Source organism: Peribacillus sp. NPDC096448 (assembly GCF_044762675.1).
GTDB lineage: Bacteria > Bacillota > Bacilli > Bacillales > DSM-1321 > Peribacillus > Peribacillus frigoritolerans_B.
In genome coordinates this window covers 215,011-238,308 of sequence record NZ_JBIWEU010000009.1, presented here as the reverse complement: position 1 = coordinate 238,308, position 23,298 = coordinate 215,011, and the positions used below count along the sequence as shown (strand labels likewise).

The following is a 23,298-nucleotide window of genomic DNA, read 5'->3' as shown; positions in this document are numbered from 1 at the left end:
AGTTTAGCAATTTCACTCGTGAATTTTGCCGGTGTACTCATGGAGTTGGACGATTACTCGTAAGTTTAGCCGGTTTACTCGTGAATTCAGCTGTTTTACTCGTGAGTTTAGCGGTTTTACTCGTGAATTCTGTTATTCTCAAAAAAATGGCCTATATGTCAGGGAATAGTCTGCATGACTGTCCGCTGACATATAGGCCATCTACTAAAAAACAATATTATACATTCGACGTTGCTTTTAGTTTTATATTCCCCTCAATCTGTAGTTTATCATAGCTGCCATACCTCTCCTTCACAGCGAGTAACGCCAAGGCAGCCATTATGCTCGGAACCGTGAAGGCCATGAATGCATTTTGTGGCGAATAGTTTGCAGCCAGCAATAAACCTATTAATGTTGGGGCAACAATGGCTCCAATTCTACCAAAAGCCAAGGCCCAGCCTATCCCGGTGGTCCTTATCTCCCGCGGATAATACTCGGATATATACGTATTGGCTAAATTCATCGCGCCGACTGTACAGGCTCCTCCAAAAGCGATGAGAATATATAATGCTACTGCATTTGAGGTTAATCCTAATATGACAAAACAGACCGTACCTATGGCACAGAGGGATACAAGTACTTTTCTATGGCCTATTTTCCCAACTAAGTATCCGCCAATTATAGATCCGCCAATTTGTCCTATTCCCGATATAAGATTGAAAGATAAACTGGATGAAAGGCCGTATCCGGACTGCTGCATGATTTTGGGTAACCATGTATTGAGTCCGTATACCATTAGTAAACAATTAAAGGCAGCTACCCAAAACGCAAATGTGCTGAGAGTACGCTTATTTTCGAAGAGTTTTTTGACAGGGAAGCCCTTTGCCCTTTCCTGGACTTTGGCAAACTCATAATCGTCAGACTCTTTATAGTCGCCATCTGGATCAATGCGATTCAGGATTCCAGCAAGCTTTGCTCCTTGTTTTCGAATAACATAATAGGAAAGCGATTCGGGAAATTGCTTCATGAAGAATGGCAGTGCCAGTAAGGGAAGCGCCCCTATCCAATACAAAACCCTCCAACTCATTTGTTCCATTACATATATTCCAATTAAAGAAGCAAGTATGCTTCCGATGGAATAACCGCAGTACATAGCTGTTACAATGAGCACCTTATTCTTTTTGGGTGAGTATTCCGCCATTAAGGAGATGACGTTTGGCATTAATCCTCCCATTCCCAAGGCTGCTATAAATCGCATAACCGAGAAAAAGGCAGGATTGGGGGCAAAACTTGAAAGTAATGTAAAAACACTGAATAAACATATACAAATGGCCAGCACTTTTTTTCTCCCTATTTTATCCGCCAAAGGTGCAAAAATGAGTGCTCCCACCATCATTCCGAACAATGAATAACTTGCTATTCCTCCAGCTTCGACTGGCGTCAAGTTCCATTCCTCCATCATCAATGGCAAACCTACTCCGTACATGGCTATATCAAATCCATCGAAGGTAATTGCGAACAAACACCACATAAAGACCATTATGTGGAAACGGCCAAATTTACTATTACCCACCACTTCAGAAGCATTGACTTCACGCAATTAATTCCCTCCTCTTTGCCATATTTTCACGATATAACATGCAAAGTCAGTTTCCCTAGTTCACCATAATCTGCCATTATTTCATCGTTAGCCTGTATGGAAACGGCATCTGTAATTCCGCCTACCAAAACAATCATTCCAGCCTGTATGGTAAGTCCTTCACGGCTAATCATTTTTACAAGTTCCACAATCGAATGAATCGGATGATCGAGTACAGCTTCACCGCGACCTCTCTTTTGCATTTCACCATTTTGATATAGCGTAACTTCTGTTTGGGCCCAGTCCATGTGATACGGGGAATAAGCTTGATTGCTAAGCAAGATTTTGGCTGAGGATGCGTTATCCGCCACTACATCGGTAAGTGTAAAAGAAAAATTTTTATAACGGCTGTCAATAACCTCCAGTGCAAGGAATACACATTCAACAGCCGGCCAGACATCTTTCGCCGTTATATTTGCACCTTTCAGTTCGTCTTTGAACAAAAAGGCAAGTTCAGGTTCCACTCGCGGATGAATGAGTTCCCCAACCTTTAATACAGGTCTTGTCAGTTCCATGGCAGATGTCAACCTGCCGTATATCGCTTCCTCTACCCCTACTTGCTTTTGTTTGGCTTTGCTCGTCAAGCCCATCTTCCATCCGATGAATCTGTTATCATCAGTAAGCGTATCATTTATGCTCAACTTCTGAATTTCATATGCTTGATTTACTGTTAGTTCAGGATTGGATAATGTAAGCTTATCCATTTCACGACCGTTTTTTTGCGAATCGGCTACCCGTTTTGCCAGTTGATCTAGTTTCATCTTAAAGTCCCTTCTTTCTGAAACGCCATTTGTTCAGCTACTTCAATTATGGTATCTTCCTGACCGCCAACCACTTTTTGTCGACCAAGCTCCATCAAAATATCCCGGGCGTCGACTCCATACTTTTTCGCCGCTTTATTTGCATGCAATAAAAAGCTGGAGTACACGCCACTATAACCCATGATTAAACTCGAGTCTGTTATTTCCTGGGGCTTGGGCATGATTGTATTTCCAACTTCCTCTGAAAGATCAAGCATTTTATATAAGTCAATTTCGGTACGGATACCCATCCTATCCAAAACGGCAACAAGCACTTCAGTCTGTGTATTACCAGCACCTGCACCGAGACAGCGGATACTGCCGTCGATTCTATTCGCTCCTTCTTCAATTGCCACAAGTGAATTTGCCACAGCGAGCGATAAGTTATTGTGAGCATGAAAACCAATATCGATATTCAGCTTTGATCTTAATAACCGGATCCGAGCCTTCACGTCTTGGGGCAAAAAAGATCCTGCGGAATCAACAACATATACAGCATCCGCGCCATAGGATTCCATTAAAATGGCTTGTTCAAGAAGTTTTTCCGGTGATGCCATGTGAGACATCATTAAAAACCCGATCGCTTCCATACCGAGATGTTTCGCAGCTTCCAGATGTTGCTTTGAGACGTCCGCTTCCGTTACATGGGTTGCAATCCGCGCCATTTTTGCCCCCTCTTGAGCGGCTTCTCTTAATTGGTCGATCGTCCCTATACCAGGGATTAATAGTACTGAAATAACGGATTCGCCTGCAGCTTGAACAGCGGCTTCCACCAATTCAATATCATTCACTTTTGAAAAACCATATTGTAAGGATGAACCGCCCAGTCCATCTCCATGTGACACTTCAATATAAGGAACACCTGCAGCACTAAGTTTCCCGGTCATGTTCTTTACTTGATCGATGGTGAATTGATGTGCCACTACATGGCTGCCATCCCGCAATGCAACTTCAGTCACCAATACATCTTTTCGCAAATCAACCCCACCTTTACAGTTCTGATTATCTTTTTCAAACATATTGTTCGAATTGGCTTTTAGCGATTTCTTCCCCTACCTTTACAGCTGAAGCCGTCATTATATCCAAATTACCAGCATATACGGGAAGAAAATCTCCTAACCCTTTCACTTCCAGAAGGACTGTTATTTGTTTCCCATCAAATATCGGTTCTGTCTTCAAGCGGTATCCTGGAACATATTCAGAAACTTTTTTCGCCATCTTATTTATGGACGCTGTTATCGCTTTCACATCAAAGGAATCTGATTGAAGCAGACAATGAATCGTATCCCTCATGATGAGTGGCGGTTCGGCTGGATTCAGCAGAATAATAGCCTTTCCCTTTGTCGCTCCACCCACCTTTTCCAGGGCCCTTGCCGTCGTTAGGGTGAACTCATCAATATTAGCCCGAGTTCCAGGACCGGCACTCCTGCTGGAAATTGTCGCTAGTATTTCAGCATATTCGACCTGTGCAACTTGACTGATCGCATGAACGATGGGGATTGTCGCCTGGCCGCCGCATGTAATCATGTTAACAACCGCCTCATTCAAATTCTCTTTTAAATTCACGGAAGGAACGATAAATGGTCCAATTGCGGCAGGAGTCAAGTCTATCAACTTCTTGTTCATCTTTTTCAAGGCTTTGCAGTGAAAAACATGCGCCTTCGCAGATGTGGCATCGAATAAAATGTCTGCAAGCTCCGGCCTTTCCAAAAAACCATCCATGCCATTGTCAATGACATGATGTCCGTGCATCCTAGCCTTCTTCAAACCCTCTGATTCCTTGTCGATACCAATCATTACCGACATCTCCAGAACATCCGATCGATGAATTTTCATCATTAAATCCGTTCCGATATTACCTGATCCAATAATCCCTACCTTTAGTTTTTTCAAGGCCGCTGTGCTCCTTTCACTCAAAATTAACCGATACCGTTCCAAGTTTTTCTCCAAAGTCAGCAGTAAAACGGTCACCCGGTTTCGCTTCGATCGCTGCTGATAATGCACCGGATAAAATGACTTCGCCCGCTTTCAAGGAACCTTTAAAGCGATGCAGTTTATTTGCTAGCCACGCTACACACGTTGCTGGATTTCCAAGTACTGCTTCACCTGTTCCTTGGTTAATGAATTCGCCATTTTTATATAGGCTCATTTGAATGGAAGGGAGGTCGATTTCACTCAAATGAATTTTGCGATTCCCCAGTATATATAAGCCTGATGATGCATTATCCGCCACAGTGTCCGGAAGTTTAATCTCCCACTCTTTCACTCGGCTATCAACCACTTCGATCGAAGCAACCACATAATCAGTTGCCTCGATTACATCATCAACCGTAATATTGGGGCCATGTAAATCTTTCTTTAATATAAAAGCTACTTCTGCCTCCACTTTTGGTTGGATTAACCGCAAACTCGATATACAACCATTATTTTCCATCTCCATCACATCAAGTAAATGTCCGTAATCCGGTTCATTCACTCCCAGAACCTCCTGCATAGCCTTTGAAGTCAAGCCTATTTTCTTTCCTGTTACTTCCATACCGGACTGGATTTTCCTTCGAATCGTTTCAAGTTGAATTTGGTAGGCATCCTCCACATCAAAACCCTGGATTTCACTAGTAGGGGCCGATATTCCTATTCCTGTTTTTTCAGCTTTCAAAAACCTGTCAGACCATTCCGTTAAACTGCCGATCATGAGTGCTTCCCTCCCTCTTTATAATTTAATCGTGACATTAGACAATTCACTGTAAAATTCGAAACTATGCGATCCGCCTTCGCGGCCGATGCCGCTGTGTTTCATGCCTCCAAAAGGTGTGCGCAAATCACGTAAATACCAGGTATTCACCCAGATAATGCCCGCTTCTATTTTAGAAGCGACACGATGCGCCCTCCTTAAATCATTGGTCCAGATTGTTGCCCCAAGTCCGTAATGAGTGTCATTAGCATGCTCCAGTACTTCTTCTTCCGTTTCGAAAGGCATGACCGTTACCACAGGACCAAAAATTTCTTCCCGTACACAACGGGATTCACGCGTAACTCCCGCAATGATTGTCGGTTCAATGAAAAAACCTTTTTCAAACTGTCCTGCTCTTTTCCCTCCAGTTAATATTCTCGCTCCTTCTTCTTTCGCCAAATCAATGTAACTCATCACTTTGTTAAAATGTTCTTTTCCTATTACAGCTCCCACTTCCGTTTCAGTATCAAAAGGATCACCGACTTTTAATTTTTTTGTTCGCGTGACCATCTTTTCAAGGAATTCGTCATATAAACCTTGCTGAACATAGATTCGTGAACCACATAAACAAACTTCACCCTGATTCATGAAGCTTGATTTCAATGTCGTTTCGATTACTTCATCAAGATTCGAGTCAGCAAACACAATATTGGGATTTTTCCCGCCCAGTTCAAAAGAGATTTTTTTCAACGTGGGTGCGGCAGCTTTCATAATTGCCGTTCCCGTTTTTGTTTCCCCAGTGAATGTTATCGCATCGACATCAGGATGTTCACTTAGAGCAGCTCCTGCTGAATTTACACCATATCCATGCACAAGGTTGACAACGCCATCCGGAACTCCCGCTTCCTTACAAATCTCCATTAACTTTGTCGCTGTCATCGGTGTCAGTTCAGCTGGTTTCATAACCGCTGTATTGCCGGCTGCCAGGCAGGGTGCCAATTTCCATGTCAACAATAACAAAGGTAAATTCCAAGGATTAATCATTCCTACCACCCCTACGGGCCGCCTAATAGAATAATGAAGTGCAATGTTGTTCTGGTTGAAGGATTCATTACCAAGTGTAGTGATATAGTCCGCAAAAAAGTGGAAATTGTGAGCTGAACGCTTGATGTCCATTTCCAGTGCAAGGCTATATGGTTTCCCTGTATCAAGGGTTTCCAACATTGTCAGTTCTTCTTTCTTTTCCAAAATGAGATCGCCGATTCTCCTTAGAACCGCCGAGCGTTCATTATCGGTAAAAAATTTCCAAGGACCTTTAAGAGCATGTCTTGCTGCAGAAACAGCCTGATTCACCTCCTCTTTTCCTCCTTCTGCAACCCATCCAAGTATTTCTTCCGTTGCGGGATTGATATTATCAAATGTCTTGGATTGATTGGGATTCAGGAATTCCCCGTTAATAAAATGGCGGCAATCTATTGATTTAGCTGTATTTATACTATCTTTTGCTGCTTGCATGAAACATCCCTCTCCCTTCATTGAGACACTCTTAGAAATCAAGTGCCTCAATCTTCTATTTCCACAATCATTTCAATTTCAATTGCAGTGTTATTTGGAAGCTGGGCCATTCCCACTGCTGACCGAGCATGTCTGCCCCTCTCTCCAAAAACGGCCACAAGCAGGTCTGATGCGCCATTCAATACTTTGGGCTGTCCTGTGAAATTTTCGGCTGAATTAACCATTCCAAGAATTTTGATGACCTTCTTCACTCTGGATAGTTCTCCAAGCTCATCCTTCAGCACCCGCAGAAGATTAATCATTGACTGCCTAGCTGCCTGATATCCTTCCTCTTCCGTCAGCTCTTTGCCAACCTTGCCGTGATAATCATCAACACCTTGTCCGGATGTGAATATCAGATCTCCCACCCGGACGTGGCTGACATAGTTGCCGACCGCTTCCCTTGGCGGCTCAAGCATGATACCAAGTTCCTCAAGTACATGTTCTGGCGCTTTAATCTGTTTTTCCATGCTTCTCCCCTCACGAGTCCAAATTTAAAAACCTTAATGCATTTCTTCCAAGAAGATTCGCTTTCACCTCATCTGAGAGATTTAGCGTGTCATCAATCACTTGACCAGGAGGCTTTTCTCTCAATAAAAATGGATAATCGGAACCCATCAGCACTTTCTTATATCCAAAACGGTCAATCAAATACTGAATATTCCGGGGATCATAGTTGAGGGAATCGAAATAAAACTTTTGTGCATAATGGCTTGGTGGCATCGATGTTTTCCTTAACTCCGGCCATACTTCCCATCCCTGATCGATCCGCGGTAAAATATATGGAAAAGAGCCCCCTCCATGTGCAAAACAAAGTTTCAGATCCGGGTACTTTTCCATGACGCCACTCCATGCAATGCTTGCTGCCGCCAATGCCGTTTCACTCGGCATCGCGATTGTATACATGAGATTATGCCGTTCCGTTCGGTCTTTGGCCATTGTCTCCCATGGATGTATAAACAGCGGGACATTCCATTTTTCAGCCATTTGAAAGAATTCCAATAATACAGGTGAATCCAGATTCTCTCCATTTACGTTAGTACCTATCTCGATCCCCGCCAGGCCAAGTTCAAATTTACATCGTTCCATTTCACCAATTGCCGCTTTCATATCCTGAAGCGGTACAGTACCTAGACCGATGAACCTGTCAGGATGCCTGTTCACAGTTTCAGCAATGAAATCATTCTGGAACTGGGACAAGTATAGCGCCTGATCTATTGGCGCCCAGTATGAAAATGTCACTGGCACCGGTGAGAGCACCTGCATATCGACTCCTTCGGCATCCATATCCTGAATGCGCTTTTCAGGGTCCCATACCTGGTCAGTCACTTTCCTGAATAAATTTCCGCTTACCATGATATCCGCTCCGCATGAACATTTCCGCTCTAGAACTGGCCAGCGTCCCTGACCAAATTTACCGGTTAAGTCGGGCAGGTCCAATGGAAGAATATGTGTATGAAAATCTATTCGCATTTCCAAGCCTCAACGTTTTCTGACATGACATGACCGCATTCACCACAGGTGCGAAGTTCTTTACTACCGTTGAAGGCCTCGATGGCTTCTTTTACCTGGACCTCAATATTCGTCAATTGGATCGTAACTTTGTGCATCTCATGGTTACAATTCCCGCAGAACCAAACAAAATCTTCCAGCTCATCTTTAGCACGCTTGCGTTCCATGACAATGCCGTAAGTATCAGGTACACGATGAGGGGAATGAGGTACATCAGCAGGCAGCATGAACATTTCCCCTTCTTTAACCTCCACTACTTCGCGTTCGCCGTGTTGGTTGATGCATTCTACATAGCAGGAGCCCTTTATCTGATAAAATAGCTCGTCAGAAGGGTCTACATGAAAATCACGCCGATAATTCGGACCACCCAAAAGCATGACAATGAATTCGGAATCCTCCCAGAGCACTTTGTTATTAACCGGCGGTTTCAATAAATTTTTATTGTCTTCAATAACTTTCATTAGATTTAATGATCTAGCCTGTAATTTTGAAGATTGAGCATATCCTTTCATAAATAAACTACCCCCTATTTTAATTTCCACAATAGTCCAAAAATTCACACTAACGACATATAACCCACTTGTTTTGAAATCATTTGTGCTGAACGAATCACAGACTGAATAATTCTCGTTTTTTCCTTCCCAATCATATAATTCCGCTCCCCGACAAGGTTAAGTGCCGCAATGACTTGGCCATTATACGATTTAATGGGTGCTGCAACACCATATAACCCAAAATCATTTTCATCATCACTAATCGCAAATCCTTGTTTACGGATGTCCTTTAACTCTTCATTCAGTTGATTAATGCAAGTAATCGTGTTCGTTGAGTGCTTCAATAGCCCTTTTGCAAGGGTAGGCTGAATGAAGGATGGGTTAAAGGCAAGTAATACTTTCCCGGTGCTGGTACAATGAGCTGGTTTTCTTGCTCCTATATATGTGGTCATATGCTCGGCATGAGGGGACGACATTTTCATCACAAACCTGACTTCGCCTTCGTGAAACATCCCGATGTGAGAATTACCTCTGAATTGCAGAACAAGATTACTGATAATTGGACCTGCCTCATAATGAATATCCTGCTGATACATGACTTTACTGCTCCACTCAAGCAACTTCCATCCAAGCCGGTACTTTCGATCTTTGCCTTGGATCAGCATCCCATCCTTGCACATCGTTTTCACTAGATGATGAGAAGAGCTTGGACTCATATTCAATTTTTCAGCTATTTCCTTATTTCCAAGTGAAGGTTCTTCATTTGTGAATAAATCAAGTATCTTTATTAGCTTCTCAACGGACGAAATCATGACGTTCCCCCCTCCCTATTCAACTATAAAAATTACTGTTTAACCGCATCGATGGCTACTTGCACCGGTTTGTTAAGTACTTCATCGACCATGGCAAAGTTCTTGTTTTTCTTATATTTATTATAAAAAATCGCTCTTTTCCGAACTGGATCACCCGTGTAATAGCGTTCGTATTGAAGGAGGCGCTGTCCAAATGCTTCCCCGCATAAATCCCAAGCCAGTTTAAACACCCGAACGCGCTCTTCCGCCGAAACCCCGCTTCGTCCTCCATAATATTTATCGATATCTACTCGCAATTCCGGATTATCAAAATCGGCTCCTGTCGGAGACATCAACAGCCCGCCAGCTCCGATGGTCTGGATAACCTCGATGGCACGGGGATACATCTCAGGAAGGAAGCCGCGAATCGTTTCCAATGCATCCGGATTTGGCCGGGCCTCACCGTAGTCATTAATCGTATATTCATATTCCGCTACCCGAAGCAGTGAACGGATGACTTCAACGGATTGAACAAGTTCACCCAAATCACGCTGTACATGCAGGAATCCATCAACTCCGATAGAGTCTGCCACTTTACAAGCAACCTCAACGGCAAATGCCAGTTTAATATATCCACGCACTCCTGATTGGTGAGCAGGCTGTTCAGCGATCCCCGTCATTGGATACAAGCGGTTTGCCGCCTCCACATTGTTGTATAGGAAGACGCGATTCCAAGGAACCAGTACATCATTGAATACTAGCAGTGCATCCATCTCCTCATAGCGGGAGGCCAGGGGATGGTCGAACATCGAGCGTGTACCGTCCTGCATTGGTTCCCGGCAGATTATGCGCAGTCCGGGCGTATCGATCGGCAATGCAAATGCAACCGCGTGACGTTCATCTCCTGGTGTGAATCCTGGGAAAGAATAGATAATCACTTCATCTGTAATCGGTGCCAGGGTTGCTAACATTTTAGCACCGCGTACAAGTATTCCTTCTTCTCTTTCCTCAACGGTCCCTAAGTGGGTATATGTTTCTTTTTGTTCATGGGATTGCTTGCTTCGATCATTTTGAGGATTAATGATTGCATGCGTTAAGAATAAATCATTGTCACGAATATAGGTATAATAATCCTTGATGTTCTTTGACCATTCTTTGTTGTATTTATCAAGAAACCAGGAGTTATGTGCCATGGATGTGACCACGACATTTAAAAAGTCCGGCGTTCTCCCCATGAGTCCATATGTCATCCTTGCATACACTTCAAATAATTTACTTCTGTTTTGCAAATCCTCCGATGTCTTCGGGAATAAGAAAGCATTGTTAACACGTTCTCCGGTTTCTTTGCATATGTGAGTGATTTCATCTTGATATTCCGGGTCATGTTGAATGTCATACAACTTCGCAATTTCTTGAATTGGCTGTTTAAAAATTGGCTCATTATAAATATCCTCAACAACTCTTCCACCAAGCCAGACTTCCGGTTTCCTTGATTTAATTCTATTAATATATTCTTCGCCGGTTTTAATGCCCATAAGAATCCCCCTTATTTTACAAGTTGTTTAGCAGACCCCATTTTCCCCCGATAAAAAGTAAGCGCTTCCAAATCCTCGAAATGTAACTCCTGGATTTCACCGATGAACAATACATGGTCACCAGCATCATACTCTCTCCATGGTTTGCATTCCATCCAGGCAACACTTCCATTTATTTTTGGTGATATCCCCTTGTTATCCCAGTCAATTTCAAGTGTTTCCTGTTTGCTGCCCGCAAATTGCCATGCAATGGATTCTTGTTCATCCGACAAAATATTAATGGTAAAAGATTTATCTTTCATGCTAGTGCAGGCTTTTGCTTCTTTATGAATTGATACTAAAGCAAGCGGGGGATCCAAGGAAACCGAGGTAAATGAATTCACAGTGATGCCCTTTTGAACTTTTTCATCAAACCAGCTCACTATCGTAACTCCGGTTGGGAATTTACCAAAGCAATTTCTCAACTCGCGCCCATCCATCTAATCACCTCCTACTCTTTTATTATGAATTCATTATAGTAAACTTAATAATTTTAAAAATCATATAATTTCATATTATGAAATTTAAGGAAAAACTTTTTAATAGCTCTTTTTAATTATAAAAGAACTCTCCGAATAAAAGACTTTCATTACCGCATCACCAAAAATCAGTGTTAAACTAACCATGACCATACATATTTCCAGCATAGTTATAATGGTCTTTTTTGGTCTTGACTAGAATATTTGAAAGTGGTGAGGGAAGTTTCAATTTTGCGTTCCTTTAGAAAGTTCTACCAATTCATTGTGGATATTCCTTTTAAAAAAAGTGTTGTTTTGAATTACCGCTACGAGGTAAAAGCTGTAATCGGAACAGGAAGCTACGGTATTGTTTATCGTTGCAATGATTTGAAAATGAATGAAAATATCGTGATCAAGCAGCTCCGAAAAAGTAAACGCCGCAGCAAAAAAGAGCTGAAACAGTTTGAAAATGAAATTTCCATATTACGAATGCTAAACCACAAAAACATCCCCAAATTTCACGAGAAATTTTCACAAGACGGAAATGTTTATTTTGTGATGGATTTCATAGAAGGGGATAATTTAGAAGACCATATTTTCTTGAATCAAATAACGTTCAATGAGAAAGAGTCTCTATTATTTCTGGATGAGCTGGTCGGTTTAGTATCTTATCTACATGACCATGACATTTTCCATCAAGATTTACGAATACCAAATATTTTACTTAAGAACCATCAGCCCATATTGATAGACTTTGGTTTGTCTAAGATGATCAATTCGGCCAACCTCGCAAAAGACTCCATTTTGCAGCTGAAAAGGCAGGATTTTTACGACTTGGGGGAAATACTTCTATATGTACTTTATACGACGTACGCTTCCAAAAGTAAAAAGGCTCTTCCTTGGACAGAAGAGCTTTCGTTAGAAAAAGAAACCGTGCATATACTGAAAAGGTTATTAAGCATCCAAGAACCTTATTCAGATATTAAAGAAATCTCAATGGACCTGCAGGCTGCATTGAAGTCAAAGAAATGGAATTAGCTGCTGCTGCCCCGCCCTTTTCTCTTGTAGCGGTCACTTCCACTCATGGGATACCTTTTGTATCCCCGGCTGCTGCTGCTGCTGCCTCGGCGATAATGCCCATGTCTTCGCTCACTGCTGCCTTGGGAAAGCTGTTTGATTTTTTTCATTATTTTCTTCAGCATATCTTTCACCTCTTTTATTTTGGTTTTAAAGCTTGTTATTCATTTAGCCTAACATAGTCACAGTATAAACCTTATTAATAAGTACTATTTTTTTTTTTCATTTGTGTTACATTCCATTACTGCCTTATGGAGTGGGCTTCTTTCATTGTTGAGCATGGAACGCCCTAAATCCCTTCGATTGAAAACGGCACCAAATATCAAAAATATCCAATCATTAAAACTCCTAATGGCCTTTTCAAAATCGAATGGGTAACAAAATCGATTGTTTACCCTTTCCCAATTCAGTGAACTTTTGGTAACTTAAGATTGATATTAGCCAGGTTAAACCGAATCAGTAAACAAAAAACCCTGGCGAATATTGCATCGCCAGGGTTTTTCTTCGTTCACCTTTTATTTTACAGCTTCTTTTAATTCCTTACCTGCTTTAAAAGCAGGTACTTTACTAGCTGCAATTTGTATTTCTTCGCCAGTTTGCGGGTTTCTACCTGTACGGGCAGCACGGGCACGCACTTCAAATGTACCAAAACCAACTAATTGGATTTTTTCTTCTTTAGCAAGTGTAGCAGTGATTGTTTCAAACAATGCATCCACTACTTTTTTTGCTTCGTCTTTTGTCAGTTCAGCCTGTGCTGCAACACTGCTCACTAATTCTGTTTTATTCATATGAACACCTCATCCTTTTATTTTGTATAAAATATGTAGAGAAGACAACATAACATATCTTGTATGCCTCTGTCACTTAATATGGCTAAATAAAAGGAATTGTAGCTCAAAATTGATCTTTTTTGAAGATAAAAGGGCTTTGATCAACATTAAACTAAGCACCGTCTGACTCTTGTTCAACTTTCTGCAGTTTCCAGCTGCAGCCATTGATAGATGGTATCCATATCAATGTTTTCTTCCAGATGGGATGCCAAGAGATTGTACGCTTCCTCTCTACGTTCCGAGTCGCTTTGGACGTTTTCCTTCACTTCTTCCAACCCCTTGTCCCGTCGAATTTGGTTAACTAGTATTCTAGTGAACAGGCGATTATGGAATATCCCATGAAGATATGTTCCCATTACTTTGTTGTCATCGGAAATGGCTCCATCCTCTCTTCCATCCTTCAATAAAAGAAAGGGCCTTACTTGTGTCTTCGTTCTGCCTAAATGTATTTCGAAACCTTTAAGATTCATTTGACTTTCCATTATCCCAGCAGAAAGGACACCTTCCATTTGTACCGTTTTCTTTTCTGCTTGAAATACGGTTTCCACCGGGAGAAGCGAGAGCCCCTCTGCGTTCTCACCGTCACCCTCGACAGCGTCAGGGTCGAAAAGTTTAGTCCCTAGCATTTGAAAACCGCCGCATATGCCAAAGATCATCTTTCCTTGTTTCCGCAGTTCATTGATGGCTCCATCCAATCCCATACGTTTCAACCACGCTAAATCTTCCATCGTGTTTTTTGTACCCGGCAAAATGAGCAGATCGGGATTACCTAACTCATGGACACTGCTTACCAGTCGGACACCTACTCCGGGTTCATCGAAAAAAGGGTCCACATCTGTAAAATTGGAGATCCGCGGAAACCTCAGGACGGCTACATCGATCGGAAACTCAGCCTTTTTAGGTTTTTTAAAACGTAAGGAAGAAAGGGCCAGTGAATCTTCCGCTTCAATATTCACGTCTAGATAGGGCAGCACCCCGAGAACCGGAATCCCGGTTTCCTTTTCCACCCATTCAATGCCATCGTCCAACAATTCACGCATGCCACGAAATTTATTGATGATGATCCCCTTTACACTATCTCGTTCATCTTGATCCAATAAAGCAAGTGTGCCAATGATGGACGCAAATACTCCACCACGATCAATATCGGCCACTAAAATGACAGCCGCATCCGTGAGTTTAGCCATTCGCATATTCGCGATATCCCGGTCCTTAAGGTTAATTTCAGCCGGACTTCCTGCCCCCTCGAGTACGATGATGTCATAGTCTTCCTGAAGTTTTTCAACCGATTTTTGGATGATGGGCATGGCTTCCTGGACAAATTGGGACCGATAGCTTTTTGCATTCATATCAAGAAAATGCTTTCCGTGCACGATGACTTCCGAAACCATATCCTGCTTCGGTTTCAGTAATATCGGATTCATATCGGTCGTTGCCGTGATCCGTGCTGCTTCCGCTTGCACTCCCTGAGCCCGTCCGATTTCACCGCCATCCAAGGTTACATAAGAATTCAAAGCCATGTTTTGTGATTTGAATGGGACGACACGTAATCCTTTATTGGAAAATACCCGGCAAAATGCCGTACAAATCAAACTTTTCCCTACATCGGATGACGTCCCTTGTATCATGATGGATCTTGCCTTCATTACGCTCACCTCCTTTAAAACTCCAATCCTTTGACAGCGCCGATGCCCTCGTCATAATAATGCTTGGTCGCCTCAATCGATGAAACCAAATCGGCCATATCCATAAGCTCTGGCTTGGCATCCCTGCCGGTAATGACTATATGCATATGAGCGGGACGATTTCGAATCGCATCGATGACTTCAGTCAATGGCAAGACATCTTCAATCGGGAATTTGGAAATCGCTAATGCATTGTTCAACTCATCCAAAACAAGTAAATCAATGCCGGGATCAGTAAGGGCCAGTTTCGCCTTTTCCCAAGCCAACGATAATGCATTGCGATGCTCTTCTGGTGTTTTGGTCCATGTAAAACCAATACCTAGCTGTTCCATTTCAACTCCTAATTTTCTCAAAGCCAATGCTTCCCCATATGTACGCTCTGGAGATTTTATGAACTGAAGGTATTTGACATTCATTCCTCTGCCGATTGCCCTTAAAGTCACCCCTAATGAGGCAGTCGTCTTCCCTTTCCCGTTTCCCGTATAAATAAGCATTAATCCTCTGCGTGCCACTCACTCACCTACCTTCATAGCCAAACTGTTTTTTCTATGTATGAAGTCCTTTTAGTAGCAGGAACCGGTTGATCGCCTTTAGGGTATCCGACAAAAATGGTGCCGATCACTTTTTTATTTTCCGGTGAACCGATAAACTCGTGCAGGCGTTCATCCCTGACAAGACCCACTCCTCTAGTGCGCCAAACGAATCCAAGACCAAGTTCTTTTGCCGCAAGCCACATCGAATGGACGGCACAACAAGAAGCGAATACATTGTCTTCGGATGAATCTGGATCATCAGGCAAAATATCAGAAGTCACGACAATGATAAGCGGTGTCGTCTTTACAACTTCCAATGAACTGTCAATCAATTTTGGTTTGGTCGGGAAGCGTTCATGTAAATACCTTTCTGCCAACCTTTCATAACGTTGCTTCGCTTCTCCCTTGATTACATAAAAACTCCAAGGTTCACGCAATCGGTCGTTAGGGGCATAGGTAGCCGCTTCCAATAGCTGCCTGATCTTTTCGTCTTCCACTTCTTTTTCTTCGTAATTCCTTATTGCCCTGCGTTCCTTCAATTCTTGAATGATGGACATTCCGACTCATTCCCTTCAATAATGGACTCTGATTCAATCACTCTTTCAAACCATTGGATTTTTTCTCTTAATTGGACGACATCCCCTACTAGAAAGATTGACGGATTTTGAATTTCTTCTTTTATAGCCTTCAAAGAAATCGAATTCAAAGTACCGGTAATCGTCCTTTGTTTATCTGTCGTGCCCCATTCAATGACAGCCACTGGCGTTTTGCCGTCCCTGCCATGCTCCATCAATTTTTCACAGATAAACGGCATATTACCTATTCCCATATAAAAGGCGATGGTATCGATGCCTTGAGCCAATGCCTGCCAATTCAGGTTATCCTGCCCCTTGTAATCACGGCCATGGCCTGTCACAATGGCATAACTTGAGGCATGATCACGGTGTGTTACCGGGATGCCCGCATAGGCCGGTGCTGCGATTCCCGCTGTGATTCCTGGGACGATATCATATTCAATCCCGTTAGCAGCCAGTATCTCCGCTTCCTCACCGCCCCGCCCAAAGACAAATGGATCCCCACCCTTCAGACGGGTGACGTTTTTCCCCTGTAAGGCTTTCTCCACTAAAAGTTCATGTATTTCATTTTGAATGAGATGATGTTTTCCTGGTGATTTCCCGCAATACACCAGTTCTGCATCTTCTTTTGCATAGTTTAATAGTTCTGGATTGACAAGCCTGTCATATGCAATGACATCCGCCTTTTGGATACATTCCAGTCCATATACCGTAATCAGTTTCGGATCTCCGGGACCCGCACCGACCAGATGAACTTTTCCCGGTTTCATGCTCGCGCCTCCTCTTAATCTTCAAAAAATACCTTTTCCTAGTTGATAGTTTCATGGGTAGATCTGTTTTTTTGTTTTAAGCAAGCATCGATCCAGTTCTTTGCAAGCGTTGGATTGGAAGCAAAATGAAAGTGAGTATACCCAGCAACAAGGTTACCTAATACACATCCCTCTTGTTTCGAACCGAATCTGCCTTTGGCTTCATAAGCATGTGTAAGATCATCATCCGCTTCGAATGTCGAATAGTGGAATTCATGACCTTTTGCCTGCTCCACTTCATTGATCAAAAAATTGCCTGGAGTTCCTGTAATTTCACGGTACCCAAGTGCTGCAAGTTTTTTCTGCATTTTAATCCTGCCCGGTATAATACCTGCCATCTGATGCGTTTCTCCGGAAGTCGTTTCAATCGATTTGCTCAAAAACATGAAACCGCCACATTCCGCTAGAGTCGGCATCCCCTTTTCAATGGAGCTTCTGATGGATCTGATAGCACCCACGTTACTGGAAAGTTCAGCTGCAAATTCCTCAGGAAAACCGCCTCCAAGGTATAAACCATCAGCATCCGATGGAACTTCTTCCCCTTTTAATGGAGAAAAATACTTGATGTTCGCCCCATATGCTTCAAGCAACTCAAGGTTTTCCTGATAATAAAAATTGAAGGCTGCATCTTTTGCGACGGCAATGCACACGCCCTTTCCATGTTGGGATTGAAATATATTTGAGTTTCCACTGGAAACGGAGCTCGTCTTGGACAAACGGTACAACTGATCGATATCGATCGTTTCCATGACTAATTGTGCAAGTTTATCGAAAAACGGATTTAGTTCCCCGCGTTCAATGGCAGGAATTAAACCCAAATGACGGCTAGGAATATCAATATCCATTTCCCGCTTCATATACCCGAGCACCGGAACATCGCATTCTTGCTCAATGGCTGATTTGACAATTTTGTAATGCCCTGCACTTCCCACCTGATTGGCAATGACCCCAATGATGTTCGGACCGGTCGAAAACTCTTGAAATCCTTTTACAATGGCAGCTGCACTCCTTGCCATGCTGGCACAGTTGACTACCAACAGGACAGGGCTTTGCGTGATGATGCTGATTTCAGCCGTCGATCCTGTATTGGCTAAAGGACTTTTGCCATCGAAAAAGCCCATGACTCCTTCGATGATCGATATATCAGCTCCGGTGCCTGCTTTGTTAAGTATTTCCCGGACAGTGTCATGTTCGAACATCCAACTGTCAAGATTGCGTGAAATACGCCCTGTAACTGCGGTATGATAAGTAGGATCAATATAGTCTGGACCACATTTGAATCCTTGGACAGTATAGCCTTTCTTCAGGAGGGCTGCCATGATCCCGATGGTCAATGTCGTTTTACCGACCCCGCTTCCGGTACCCGCAATTACCAATCTTCTATCATTCATATTTGTTCCTCCCTCCTTAAAAAGGAATGATCCCCACTGATATGGTTACGTTCCCCGATTTTTTCTTAACCAGCTCCAATTGTTCAGCTTTAGTATAAATCCTCACTGCCGGTTCACTCACGCCATAAGCACCCGTGTATTTAAACACTGTATCGGACGGCGCTTCGATTTTGGCTTGATTAAGCTCTTCCGGTTCATAATACACGAATTCCCAGCCATATTTTTCAACCACTTCATTCAAGCCGATTTCGTCTTTCTTTAAGGAAATTGTACAGATTGCTTTAACGCTTTTTAATGAAAACGATAATTCGGCTAGCGTTTCTGCAATCACCAGCTCAATTTCAGCAGCCGTCGTTCCCCTATTGCACCCGATACCGAGAGCAATGACTTTTGGACGATATACGATCCCATTTTCAAGGATCCTCGTTTCCGACTGGTTAAGCATGCGGTGAGTCACGACCAGAGCTGCTTGCGGCTTTGCTTGAAGCGCTTCTTCAATGGATGGGTATACGATTATTCGTTCAGGTAATGCCGTTTCATAAGGCCACCAGTTCCGTTCACCTGATTCCTGTACAACGGCAACATGCTCTTCATTTACAACGGATGCACTTACTGGCGTCAATTTTTCTGCGGAATCCCAAATCCAGCCGAAGCGCTGGCCGAATAAGTCAACAGGAATCGTTTTTTGTACATCCGAAGCCGTCGTGATTATAGCTCTTGCGTCAATGGCTGCAGCCACTTCCTTAGTCAGTTCATTTGCACCTCCCAGATGCCCTGAAAGTACACTGATAACATTTTCCCCTTTATCATCAATGACTACGACACCTGGATCCGTTTTCTTATCCTTTAAAATTGGTGCAATCATCCTGACTACTGCCCCGAGTGAAATAATTAATATGATTCCTTTATATTCCTTGAATAAAGCTGGCAATAGCATACGGACACTGCCCGAAAAAAGCTGGATCTGTTTATGCTCTTCGTCCCCTTTTTCAAACTTGCTCATGTAATATAGATCGGAATTCGAAAAAACGGTATGTAATTTTCGTGCCAGCTCGACACCATGCTTTGTAATCGCCACGATCGCATAAGTATGGTACCGTTTAATGGGAGCAAGTTCCGCTTCTTTCAATTCAATGATCATGGTTTAACACCTTTTCTGAAACCGTGGGTAAAACTAGCATCATATAGTTTGGAACGGTATTCATCTTTATCATGGATGTTAGGGTCCAAAGCCCATCCAGCCAAAATCATCGCGTGCTTGCGGATACCATTTTGACGCATGGCATCATCTAAGTTCACTAACGTGGTTCGAACGATTTTTTGGTCCGGCCATGTTGCCCGTTGAATGACCGCGACCGGTGTATCATCCTTCCAACCGGCTTCCTGGAGTTCTTTAACGATTTTTTTGGTCAAGGTCGCACTCAAGAAAAGGGCAATCGTACAATGATGACTTGCCAAATCACGTAACTTCTCAAATTCCGGAACAGGCGTACGTCCTTCAGCTCTCGTTAATATGAGTGTCTGGGTTAAATCAGGGATAGTCAGCTCTGCTCCTATCGCCGCTGCTGAGGCGAATACCGAACTCACGCCAGGAACCACCTCATAACCAATGCCCTCTTTCTTCAATAGGACAATTTGTTCCATGATTGCACCGTACATAGCAGGATCACCTGTATGGATTCTGGCAACCATCTTTCCTTCCTTAACACGATCAACCATGATGCCAACAATTTCTTCCAAATGCATTCCAGCCGTTTTCAGCACCTCGGCATCGGGTTTTGCCTTAGCAATCAATTCTTCATTCACTAATGAATCCGTATATAAAATTACATCGGCCGTTTGGAGAATGTTCAATCCTTTTACAGTAATCAAATCCGGGTCACCCGGGCCGGCACCTACAATATATATCTTCATTTTCTCACCACCATCAATGTTAAGTATTCTAGTTCAAGTCCTTCCAATTCACTCACTTTCCAAATCACTTCTTCATCGGAAGTGACTTTGGTTACGACCGAGGCCTTATCAAGCAAGTCCAAATCTTTTAAAACGGTGATCATTAAATCGATGACCTTTGCCACCTTGATGAAAACCACGGCATCATGATCTTCGATCGCCTTCTTCATCGCTTCATAATCATCCCTTGCAGGAACTATTGCAACATGATCATCACCATCAGCCAAAGCGATGCCCAGCCTTGACGCTGATCCATTAAAGGAAGAAATGCCCGGGACCGTCTTGATTTCGACTTCGGGATGCAACTCCTGCATCAATTTCATCATATGTATGAACGTACTATATAAAAGCGGATCGCCTTCCGTAACGAAAGCAACATCTTTACCTTCATTTAATTTTTGCCAAACTTTTTCAACCGTTCCGTTCCATTCCCGATCCAAAATGGCTTGATCTTTCGTCATCGGAAAAACAAGGCCCAGCATATCCTTCTCTTCAGGACGAATGTAAACTTCAACTATGCGATGGGCGTAGCTTTTACTCCCTTTCCTTTTTTTGGGATACGCAATGACCGGAGATTCCTGGATCACGCGAAATGCCTTTACTGTAATAAGCTCTGGATCGCCCGGGCCCACGCCTAGGCCATATAATGTACCAAGATTACTCATTCATGTCTTCCTTTCGTTGTGCAGTAATGATAAAAACCGGATTAAGCGGTACAAATCTGTTCATTCCCAATATTGGCTTACTTCTGGAGATTTGCGCATGCATGATGGCTGTGTGAAAACCAGCTTCCGCAAATGCCTCATTAGCCCGGTAAAGATTCTCGATCGTTGCGGCATTCAGAACGATCCTGCCGCCTTCTTTAAGCCGTTTGCAGCAAATATTGATCAGCTCTCCCATTTCGCCGCCAGTCCCGCCAATGAAGATCGCATCAGGATCAGGAAAAGTTTCCAATCCCTGTGGGGCTTTACCATGAATCGCCGTAATATCGGTACGGAATTTACGTTGGTTTTGATAACAGTTTTCTAAATCAGGTTCATTTTTTTCAATTGCGAAAATTTGACCTTCGGATGCAAGCTTGGCGGCTTCAATTGCCATTGAGCCCGTACAGGTCCCAACATCCCAAACTATGCTGTTTTTCCTGAGATTCAACGCATGCAGGCTCAATACCCGAATTTCCTTTTTGGTTATGAGTCCTTTATCCGGCTTCCGCTGCGAAAATTCTTCATCTTCTATCCCCAAGGACCAGCTTGGACCTTCTGATTTCCTTTTCAAAATGACGACATTCAACGGGGAAAATTCCCGCTCCATCATTTCATCAAGTTCATACCAGCCAGAGTCTTCGCTTTCCCCTTGAAGGTTTTCAGCCACAAATGCCCGGTATTCCGTCATTCCAAATGAAAGGAGATATTTAGCCAGTTGATTGGGACTATTTTCACCGTCTGTAAGCAAGGCAACTTTCGCTTTTCCATCAATCCTTTGTGCCAGCCCTTTCATACTGCGGCCATGAATGCTAACCAGGAAGGCATCTTGCCAGCTTTCCCCCATTTTTGCAAAAGCAAGCTGAATTGAACTGAAGTATGGGTAAATCTCCATGTTGATTTTGCTGGAAAGATAGCCTCCCATTCCATAAAACAATGGGTCTCCGGAAGCTAAGACAACGGTTGGACGAATTTCATCCTGCAGTTGTTCCACCACCTTTTTCAAACCGCCCTTTATGACAATCTTTTTGCCAGAATAGTTCGGAAAGAAGGATAAAACCCGTTCACCTCCGACCAGCACTTCACTTTCTTCTATCCATTGGGCATATTGAGGCAGTAAGCTTTCCTGACCGTTATCCCCTATCCCGATTAATTTAATCGATTGACTCAATTCCAACAGCCCTTCCCAATAATTGTCCTTTTAACGAATAAATCGCCGTTTCCATTTCAATGCCGCCCTTCACTTGGTTTATCGCAGAGTGACAGCAGGATTCACATAATTTATTAAAAAAGTCAAAATTATTAATGGCTGACATCATATCCCCGACTTGTGACGCTGTATTTGCATTCTTGATTTCAAGTACGAGATCATCGTCAGCTCCGACGCTTTGGGCTATTTCCGATAGAAAACCAAAGTCGACCGGGGCACTTTTAGAATGCACCATCATCACACCTTGAGCCACTTTTGAGAATTTACCCATCATACCGACCAGTGATACCTTTTTAATTCCCTGCCTCTTACATTGCTTAAGTGAAAAGCCAACAAAGTCACCCATTTCAATAAAGGCTTCCTCAGGTAAGTCTTGAAGCAGGCCCATTGCATACTTTTCACTGCGCCCGCCAGTCGTTAAGACAAGATGATCACACCCGCTCGCTTTGGCGACACTGATAGCCTGGACGATACTTGCCATATAGGCGGAACTGGAAAAAGGGACGACAGTGCCCCTTGTTCCCAAAATGGAAATGCCTCCCACAATCCCCAAGCGGCCATTTAATGTTTTTTTCGCTATTTCTTCACCTGCGGGTACGGAGATGACGACCTTCACGCCTCTATTGACCTTAAATTCTTCCAGTGTTTGCTGCACAGTGGTTAAAATCATTTTGCGCGGTACAGGATTAATGGCCGCTTCCCCTACAGGAACGGGAAGCCCGGGTTTGGTCACACGACCAACTCCGGTCCCTCCATCCAGGAAAATCCCAGGTACATCCGACCAGCTGACAGTAGAGATAATATGTGCCAGATGGGTGGCATCGGGATCATCTCCGGCATCTTTAATCGTTTCTGCACTAACCGCATTTTCCGATATTTCATATTTCTCAATAGTGAAAGTGGCATCTCGGCCGATTGGCAAGGAAATGGTTGCCTCCTCAAGTGCATCCCCCGTGATCAAAGCGGTCAATGCCGCTTTGGTCACGGCTGTCGAACACGCCCCCGTCGTATAACCATGACGCATTTGTGAGGGGTCTTTTTTCACTTTCTTTTCCATGTTTT

25 protein-coding genes are annotated in these 23,298 nt (G+C 43.2%); 2 read left to right on the top strand and 23 right to left on the bottom strand.

Going from position 1 to position 23,298, the window contains the following annotated elements:
- Positions 1-217 precede the first annotated feature (217 nt).
- Genes ACIQ0C_RS16925 through ACIQ0C_RS16870 form a run of 12 tightly spaced genes read right to left on the bottom strand, consistent with a single transcriptional unit; the run spans position 218 to position 11,454 of the window.
- Positions 218-1,579 carry an MFS transporter gene (locus tag ACIQ0C_RS16925; protein WP_403062035.1) on the bottom strand — a complete coding sequence of 454 codons (1,362 nt, stop codon included), beginning with the start codon at positions 1,577-1,579 and terminating at the stop codon, positions 218-220.
- A 26-nt stretch (positions 1,580-1,605) separates the two neighbouring features.
- A complete protein-coding gene (locus ACIQ0C_RS16920) occupies positions 1,606-2,379 on the bottom strand; it encodes a 2-keto-4-pentenoate hydratase (RefSeq protein WP_403062032.1) in 774 nt (257 codons plus the stop codon).
- The gene (gene dmpG / locus ACIQ0C_RS16915) at positions 2,376-3,395 is read right to left on the bottom strand and encodes a 4-hydroxy-2-oxovalerate aldolase (protein ID WP_403062029.1); all 1,020 of its coding nucleotides are present in this window, start codon (positions 3,393-3,395) and stop codon (positions 2,376-2,378) included. The genes ACIQ0C_RS16920 and dmpG overlap by 4 nt, the downstream gene beginning before the upstream one ends.
- A gap of 34 nt (positions 3,396-3,429) precedes the next feature.
- Positions 3,430-4,311, bottom strand: a complete 882-nt coding sequence (locus ACIQ0C_RS16910; RefSeq protein ID WP_403062026.1) for an acetaldehyde dehydrogenase (acetylating) — start codon at positions 4,309-4,311, stop codon at positions 3,430-3,432.
- A gap of 16 nt (positions 4,312-4,327) precedes the next feature.
- Complete coding sequence (locus tag ACIQ0C_RS16905) at positions 4,328-5,110, bottom strand: 2-keto-4-pentenoate hydratase (protein WP_403062023.1); 783 nt, start codon at positions 5,108-5,110, stop codon at positions 4,328-4,330.
- Positions 5,111-5,128: 18 nt separating this feature from the next.
- The gene (locus ACIQ0C_RS16900) at positions 5,129-6,604 is read right to left on the bottom strand and encodes an aldehyde dehydrogenase (RefSeq protein ID WP_403062020.1); all 1,476 of its coding nucleotides are present in this window, start codon (positions 6,602-6,604) and stop codon (positions 5,129-5,131) included.
- A 47-nt stretch (positions 6,605-6,651) separates the two neighbouring features.
- Positions 6,652-7,113 (bottom strand): RidA family protein, encoded by a 462-nt coding sequence (locus ACIQ0C_RS16895; protein WP_402841282.1) that lies wholly within the window; start codon positions 7,111-7,113, stop codon positions 6,652-6,654.
- 10 nt (positions 7,114-7,123) lie between these two features.
- Positions 7,124-8,122 carry an amidohydrolase family protein gene (locus ACIQ0C_RS16890; RefSeq protein WP_403062017.1) on the bottom strand — a complete coding sequence of 333 codons (999 nt, stop codon included), beginning with the start codon at positions 8,120-8,122 and terminating at the stop codon, positions 7,124-7,126.
- On the bottom strand, positions 8,107-8,667 hold the full coding sequence (locus tag ACIQ0C_RS16885; RefSeq protein WP_403062014.1) for a 3-hydroxyanthranilate 3,4-dioxygenase: 561 nt from the start codon (positions 8,665-8,667) through the stop codon (positions 8,107-8,109). Before ACIQ0C_RS16885 ends, ACIQ0C_RS16890 begins: the two co-directional genes overlap by 16 nt.
- A 44-nt stretch (positions 8,668-8,711) precedes the next feature.
- Positions 8,712-9,461: an IclR family transcriptional regulator gene (locus ACIQ0C_RS16880; RefSeq protein ID WP_403062011.1), complete on the bottom strand. Its 750-nt coding sequence runs from the start codon at positions 9,459-9,461 to the stop codon at positions 8,712-8,714.
- A 32-nt stretch (positions 9,462-9,493) separates the two neighbouring features.
- A complete protein-coding gene (locus ACIQ0C_RS16875; RefSeq protein ID WP_403062008.1) occupies positions 9,494-10,975 on the bottom strand; it encodes a 4-hydroxyphenylacetate 3-hydroxylase family protein in 1,482 nt (493 codons plus the stop codon).
- A gap of 11 nt (positions 10,976-10,986) precedes the next feature.
- On the bottom strand, positions 10,987-11,454 hold the full coding sequence (locus tag ACIQ0C_RS16870) for a flavin reductase family protein (protein ID WP_403062005.1): 468 nt from the start codon (positions 11,452-11,454) through the stop codon (positions 10,987-10,989).
- A 270-nt stretch (positions 11,455-11,724) separates the two neighbouring features.
- On the opposite strand from ACIQ0C_RS16870, the gene ACIQ0C_RS16865 reads away from it, so the two are divergent.
- Positions 11,725-12,510, top strand: coding sequence for a protein kinase domain-containing protein (locus ACIQ0C_RS16865; RefSeq protein WP_403062002.1), 786 nt, complete (start codon positions 11,725-11,727; stop codon positions 12,508-12,510).
- Positions 12,501-12,731 (top strand): hypothetical protein, encoded by a 231-nt coding sequence (locus tag ACIQ0C_RS16860; RefSeq protein WP_403061999.1) that lies wholly within the window; start codon positions 12,501-12,503, stop codon positions 12,729-12,731. The genes ACIQ0C_RS16865 and ACIQ0C_RS16860 overlap by 10 nt, the downstream gene beginning before the upstream one ends.
- A gap of 333 nt (positions 12,732-13,064) precedes the next feature.
- Here the strand turns inward: ACIQ0C_RS16860 and ACIQ0C_RS16855 are convergent, their stop codons facing one another.
- The 11 genes from ACIQ0C_RS16855 to ACIQ0C_RS16805 all read right to left on the bottom strand — a co-directional run bounded on the left by ACIQ0C_RS16855 (position 13,065) and on the right by ACIQ0C_RS16805 (position 23,293).
- The gene (locus ACIQ0C_RS16855) at positions 13,065-13,337 is read right to left on the bottom strand and encodes an HU family DNA-binding protein (protein WP_403061996.1); all 273 of its coding nucleotides are present in this window, start codon (positions 13,335-13,337) and stop codon (positions 13,065-13,067) included.
- 176 nt (positions 13,338-13,513) lie between these two features.
- Positions 13,514-15,025: a cobyric acid synthase gene (locus ACIQ0C_RS16850; RefSeq protein ID WP_403061993.1), complete on the bottom strand. Its 1,512-nt coding sequence runs from the start codon at positions 15,023-15,025 to the stop codon at positions 13,514-13,516.
- Positions 15,026-15,039: 14 nt separating this feature from the next.
- Positions 15,040-15,576, bottom strand: coding sequence for a cob(I)yrinic acid a,c-diamide adenosyltransferase (locus ACIQ0C_RS16845; RefSeq protein ID WP_403061990.1), 537 nt, complete (start codon positions 15,574-15,576; stop codon positions 15,040-15,042).
- A 14-nt stretch (positions 15,577-15,590) separates the two neighbouring features.
- Positions 15,591-16,154, bottom strand: a complete 564-nt coding sequence (locus ACIQ0C_RS16840) for a nitroreductase family protein (protein ID WP_403061987.1) — start codon at positions 16,152-16,154, stop codon at positions 15,591-15,593.
- Positions 16,133-16,942 (bottom strand): uroporphyrinogen-III C-methyltransferase, encoded by an 810-nt coding sequence (gene cobA / locus ACIQ0C_RS16835; protein WP_402841251.1) that lies wholly within the window; start codon positions 16,940-16,942, stop codon positions 16,133-16,135. The genes ACIQ0C_RS16840 and cobA overlap by 22 nt, the downstream gene beginning before the upstream one ends.
- A 38-nt stretch (positions 16,943-16,980) precedes the next feature.
- Positions 16,981-18,372, bottom strand: a complete 1,392-nt coding sequence (locus tag ACIQ0C_RS16830; protein ID WP_403061984.1) for a cobyrinic acid a,c-diamide synthase CobB — start codon at positions 18,370-18,372, stop codon at positions 16,981-16,983.
- A 16-nt stretch (positions 18,373-18,388) separates the two neighbouring features.
- Positions 18,389-19,513, bottom strand: coding sequence for a cobalt-precorrin 5A hydrolase (locus ACIQ0C_RS16825; protein ID WP_403061981.1), 1,125 nt, complete (start codon positions 19,511-19,513; stop codon positions 18,389-18,391).
- Positions 19,510-20,286, bottom strand: coding sequence for a precorrin-4 C(11)-methyltransferase (gene cobM, locus ACIQ0C_RS16820; RefSeq protein WP_403061978.1), 777 nt, complete (start codon positions 20,284-20,286; stop codon positions 19,510-19,512). Before cobM ends, ACIQ0C_RS16825 begins: the two co-directional genes overlap by 4 nt.
- Positions 20,283-20,990, bottom strand: coding sequence for a precorrin-2 C(20)-methyltransferase (gene cobI / locus ACIQ0C_RS16815; protein WP_402841240.1), 708 nt, complete (start codon positions 20,988-20,990; stop codon positions 20,283-20,285). The genes cobM and cobI overlap by 4 nt, the downstream gene beginning before the upstream one ends.
- Entirely contained in the window at positions 20,983-22,197 is a 1,215-nt protein-coding gene (cbiE, locus tag ACIQ0C_RS16810; RefSeq protein WP_403062092.1) for a precorrin-6y C5,15-methyltransferase (decarboxylating) subunit CbiE, read from the bottom strand. The genes cobI and cbiE overlap by 8 nt, the downstream gene beginning before the upstream one ends.
- On the bottom strand, positions 22,181-23,293 hold the full coding sequence (locus ACIQ0C_RS16805; RefSeq protein ID WP_402841237.1) for a cobalt-precorrin-5B (C(1))-methyltransferase: 1,113 nt from the start codon (positions 23,291-23,293) through the stop codon (positions 22,181-22,183). Before ACIQ0C_RS16805 ends, cbiE begins: the two co-directional genes overlap by 17 nt.
- Positions 23,294-23,298: the final 5 nt, after the last annotated feature.

Bases quoted from the DNA above. Each gene is read 5' to 3' on its own strand.
- cobA (WP_402841251.1), bottom strand. From the start codon at position 16,942: ATGAAACCGGGAAAAGTTCATCTGGTCGGTGCGGGTCCCGGAGATCCG.
- ACIQ0C_RS16825 (WP_403061981.1), bottom strand. From the start codon at position 19,513: ATGATCATTGAATTGAAAGAAGCGGAACTTGCTCCCATTAAACGGTAC.
- ACIQ0C_RS16830 (WP_403061984.1), bottom strand. From the start codon at position 18,372: ATGAATGATAGAAGATTGGTAATTGCGGGTACCGGAAGCGGGGTCGGT.
- ACIQ0C_RS16885 (WP_403062014.1), bottom strand. From the start codon at position 8,667: ATGAAAGGATATGCTCAATCTTCAAAATTACAGGCTAGATCATTAAAT.
- ACIQ0C_RS16900 (WP_403062020.1), bottom strand. From the start codon at position 6,604: ATGCAAGCAGCAAAAGATAGTATAAATACAGCTAAATCAATAGATTGC.
- ACIQ0C_RS16895 (WP_402841282.1), bottom strand. From the start codon at position 7,113: ATGGAAAAACAGATTAAAGCGCCAGAACATGTACTTGAGGAACTTGGT.
- ACIQ0C_RS16905 (WP_403062023.1), bottom strand. From the start codon at position 5,110: ATGATCGGCAGTTTAACGGAATGGTCTGACAGGTTTTTGAAAGCTGAA.
- ACIQ0C_RS16920 (WP_403062032.1), bottom strand. From the start codon at position 2,379: ATGAAACTAGATCAACTGGCAAAACGGGTAGCCGATTCGCAAAAAAAC.
- ACIQ0C_RS16850 (WP_403061993.1), bottom strand. From the start codon at position 15,025: ATGAAGGCAAGATCCATCATGATACAAGGGACGTCATCCGATGTAGGG.
- ACIQ0C_RS16880 (WP_403062011.1), bottom strand. From the start codon at position 9,461: ATGATTTCGTCCGTTGAGAAGCTAATAAAGATACTTGATTTATTCACA.
- cobI (WP_402841240.1), bottom strand. From the start codon at position 20,990: ATGAGTAATCTTGGTACATTATATGGCCTAGGCGTGGGCCCGGGCGAT.
- ACIQ0C_RS16860 (WP_403061999.1), top strand. From the start codon at position 12,501: ATGGAATTAGCTGCTGCTGCCCCGCCCTTTTCTCTTGTAGCGGTCACT.
- cobM (WP_403061978.1), bottom strand. From the start codon at position 20,286: ATGAAGATATATATTGTAGGTGCCGGCCCGGGTGACCCGGATTTGATT.
- ACIQ0C_RS16870 (WP_403062005.1), bottom strand. From the start codon at position 11,454: ATGGATGGGCGCGAGTTGAGAAATTGCTTTGGTAAATTCCCAACCGGA.
- ACIQ0C_RS16875 (WP_403062008.1), bottom strand. From the start codon at position 10,975: ATGGGCATTAAAACCGGCGAAGAATATATTAATAGAATTAAATCAAGG.
- ACIQ0C_RS16840 (WP_403061987.1), bottom strand. From the start codon at position 16,154: ATGTCCATCATTCAAGAATTGAAGGAACGCAGGGCAATAAGGAATTAC.
- ACIQ0C_RS16855 (WP_403061996.1), bottom strand. From the start codon at position 13,337: ATGAATAAAACAGAATTAGTGAGCAGTGTTGCAGCACAGGCTGAACTG.
- ACIQ0C_RS16805 (WP_402841237.1), bottom strand. From the start codon at position 23,293: ATGGAAAAGAAAGTGAAAAAAGACCCCTCACAAATGCGTCATGGTTAT.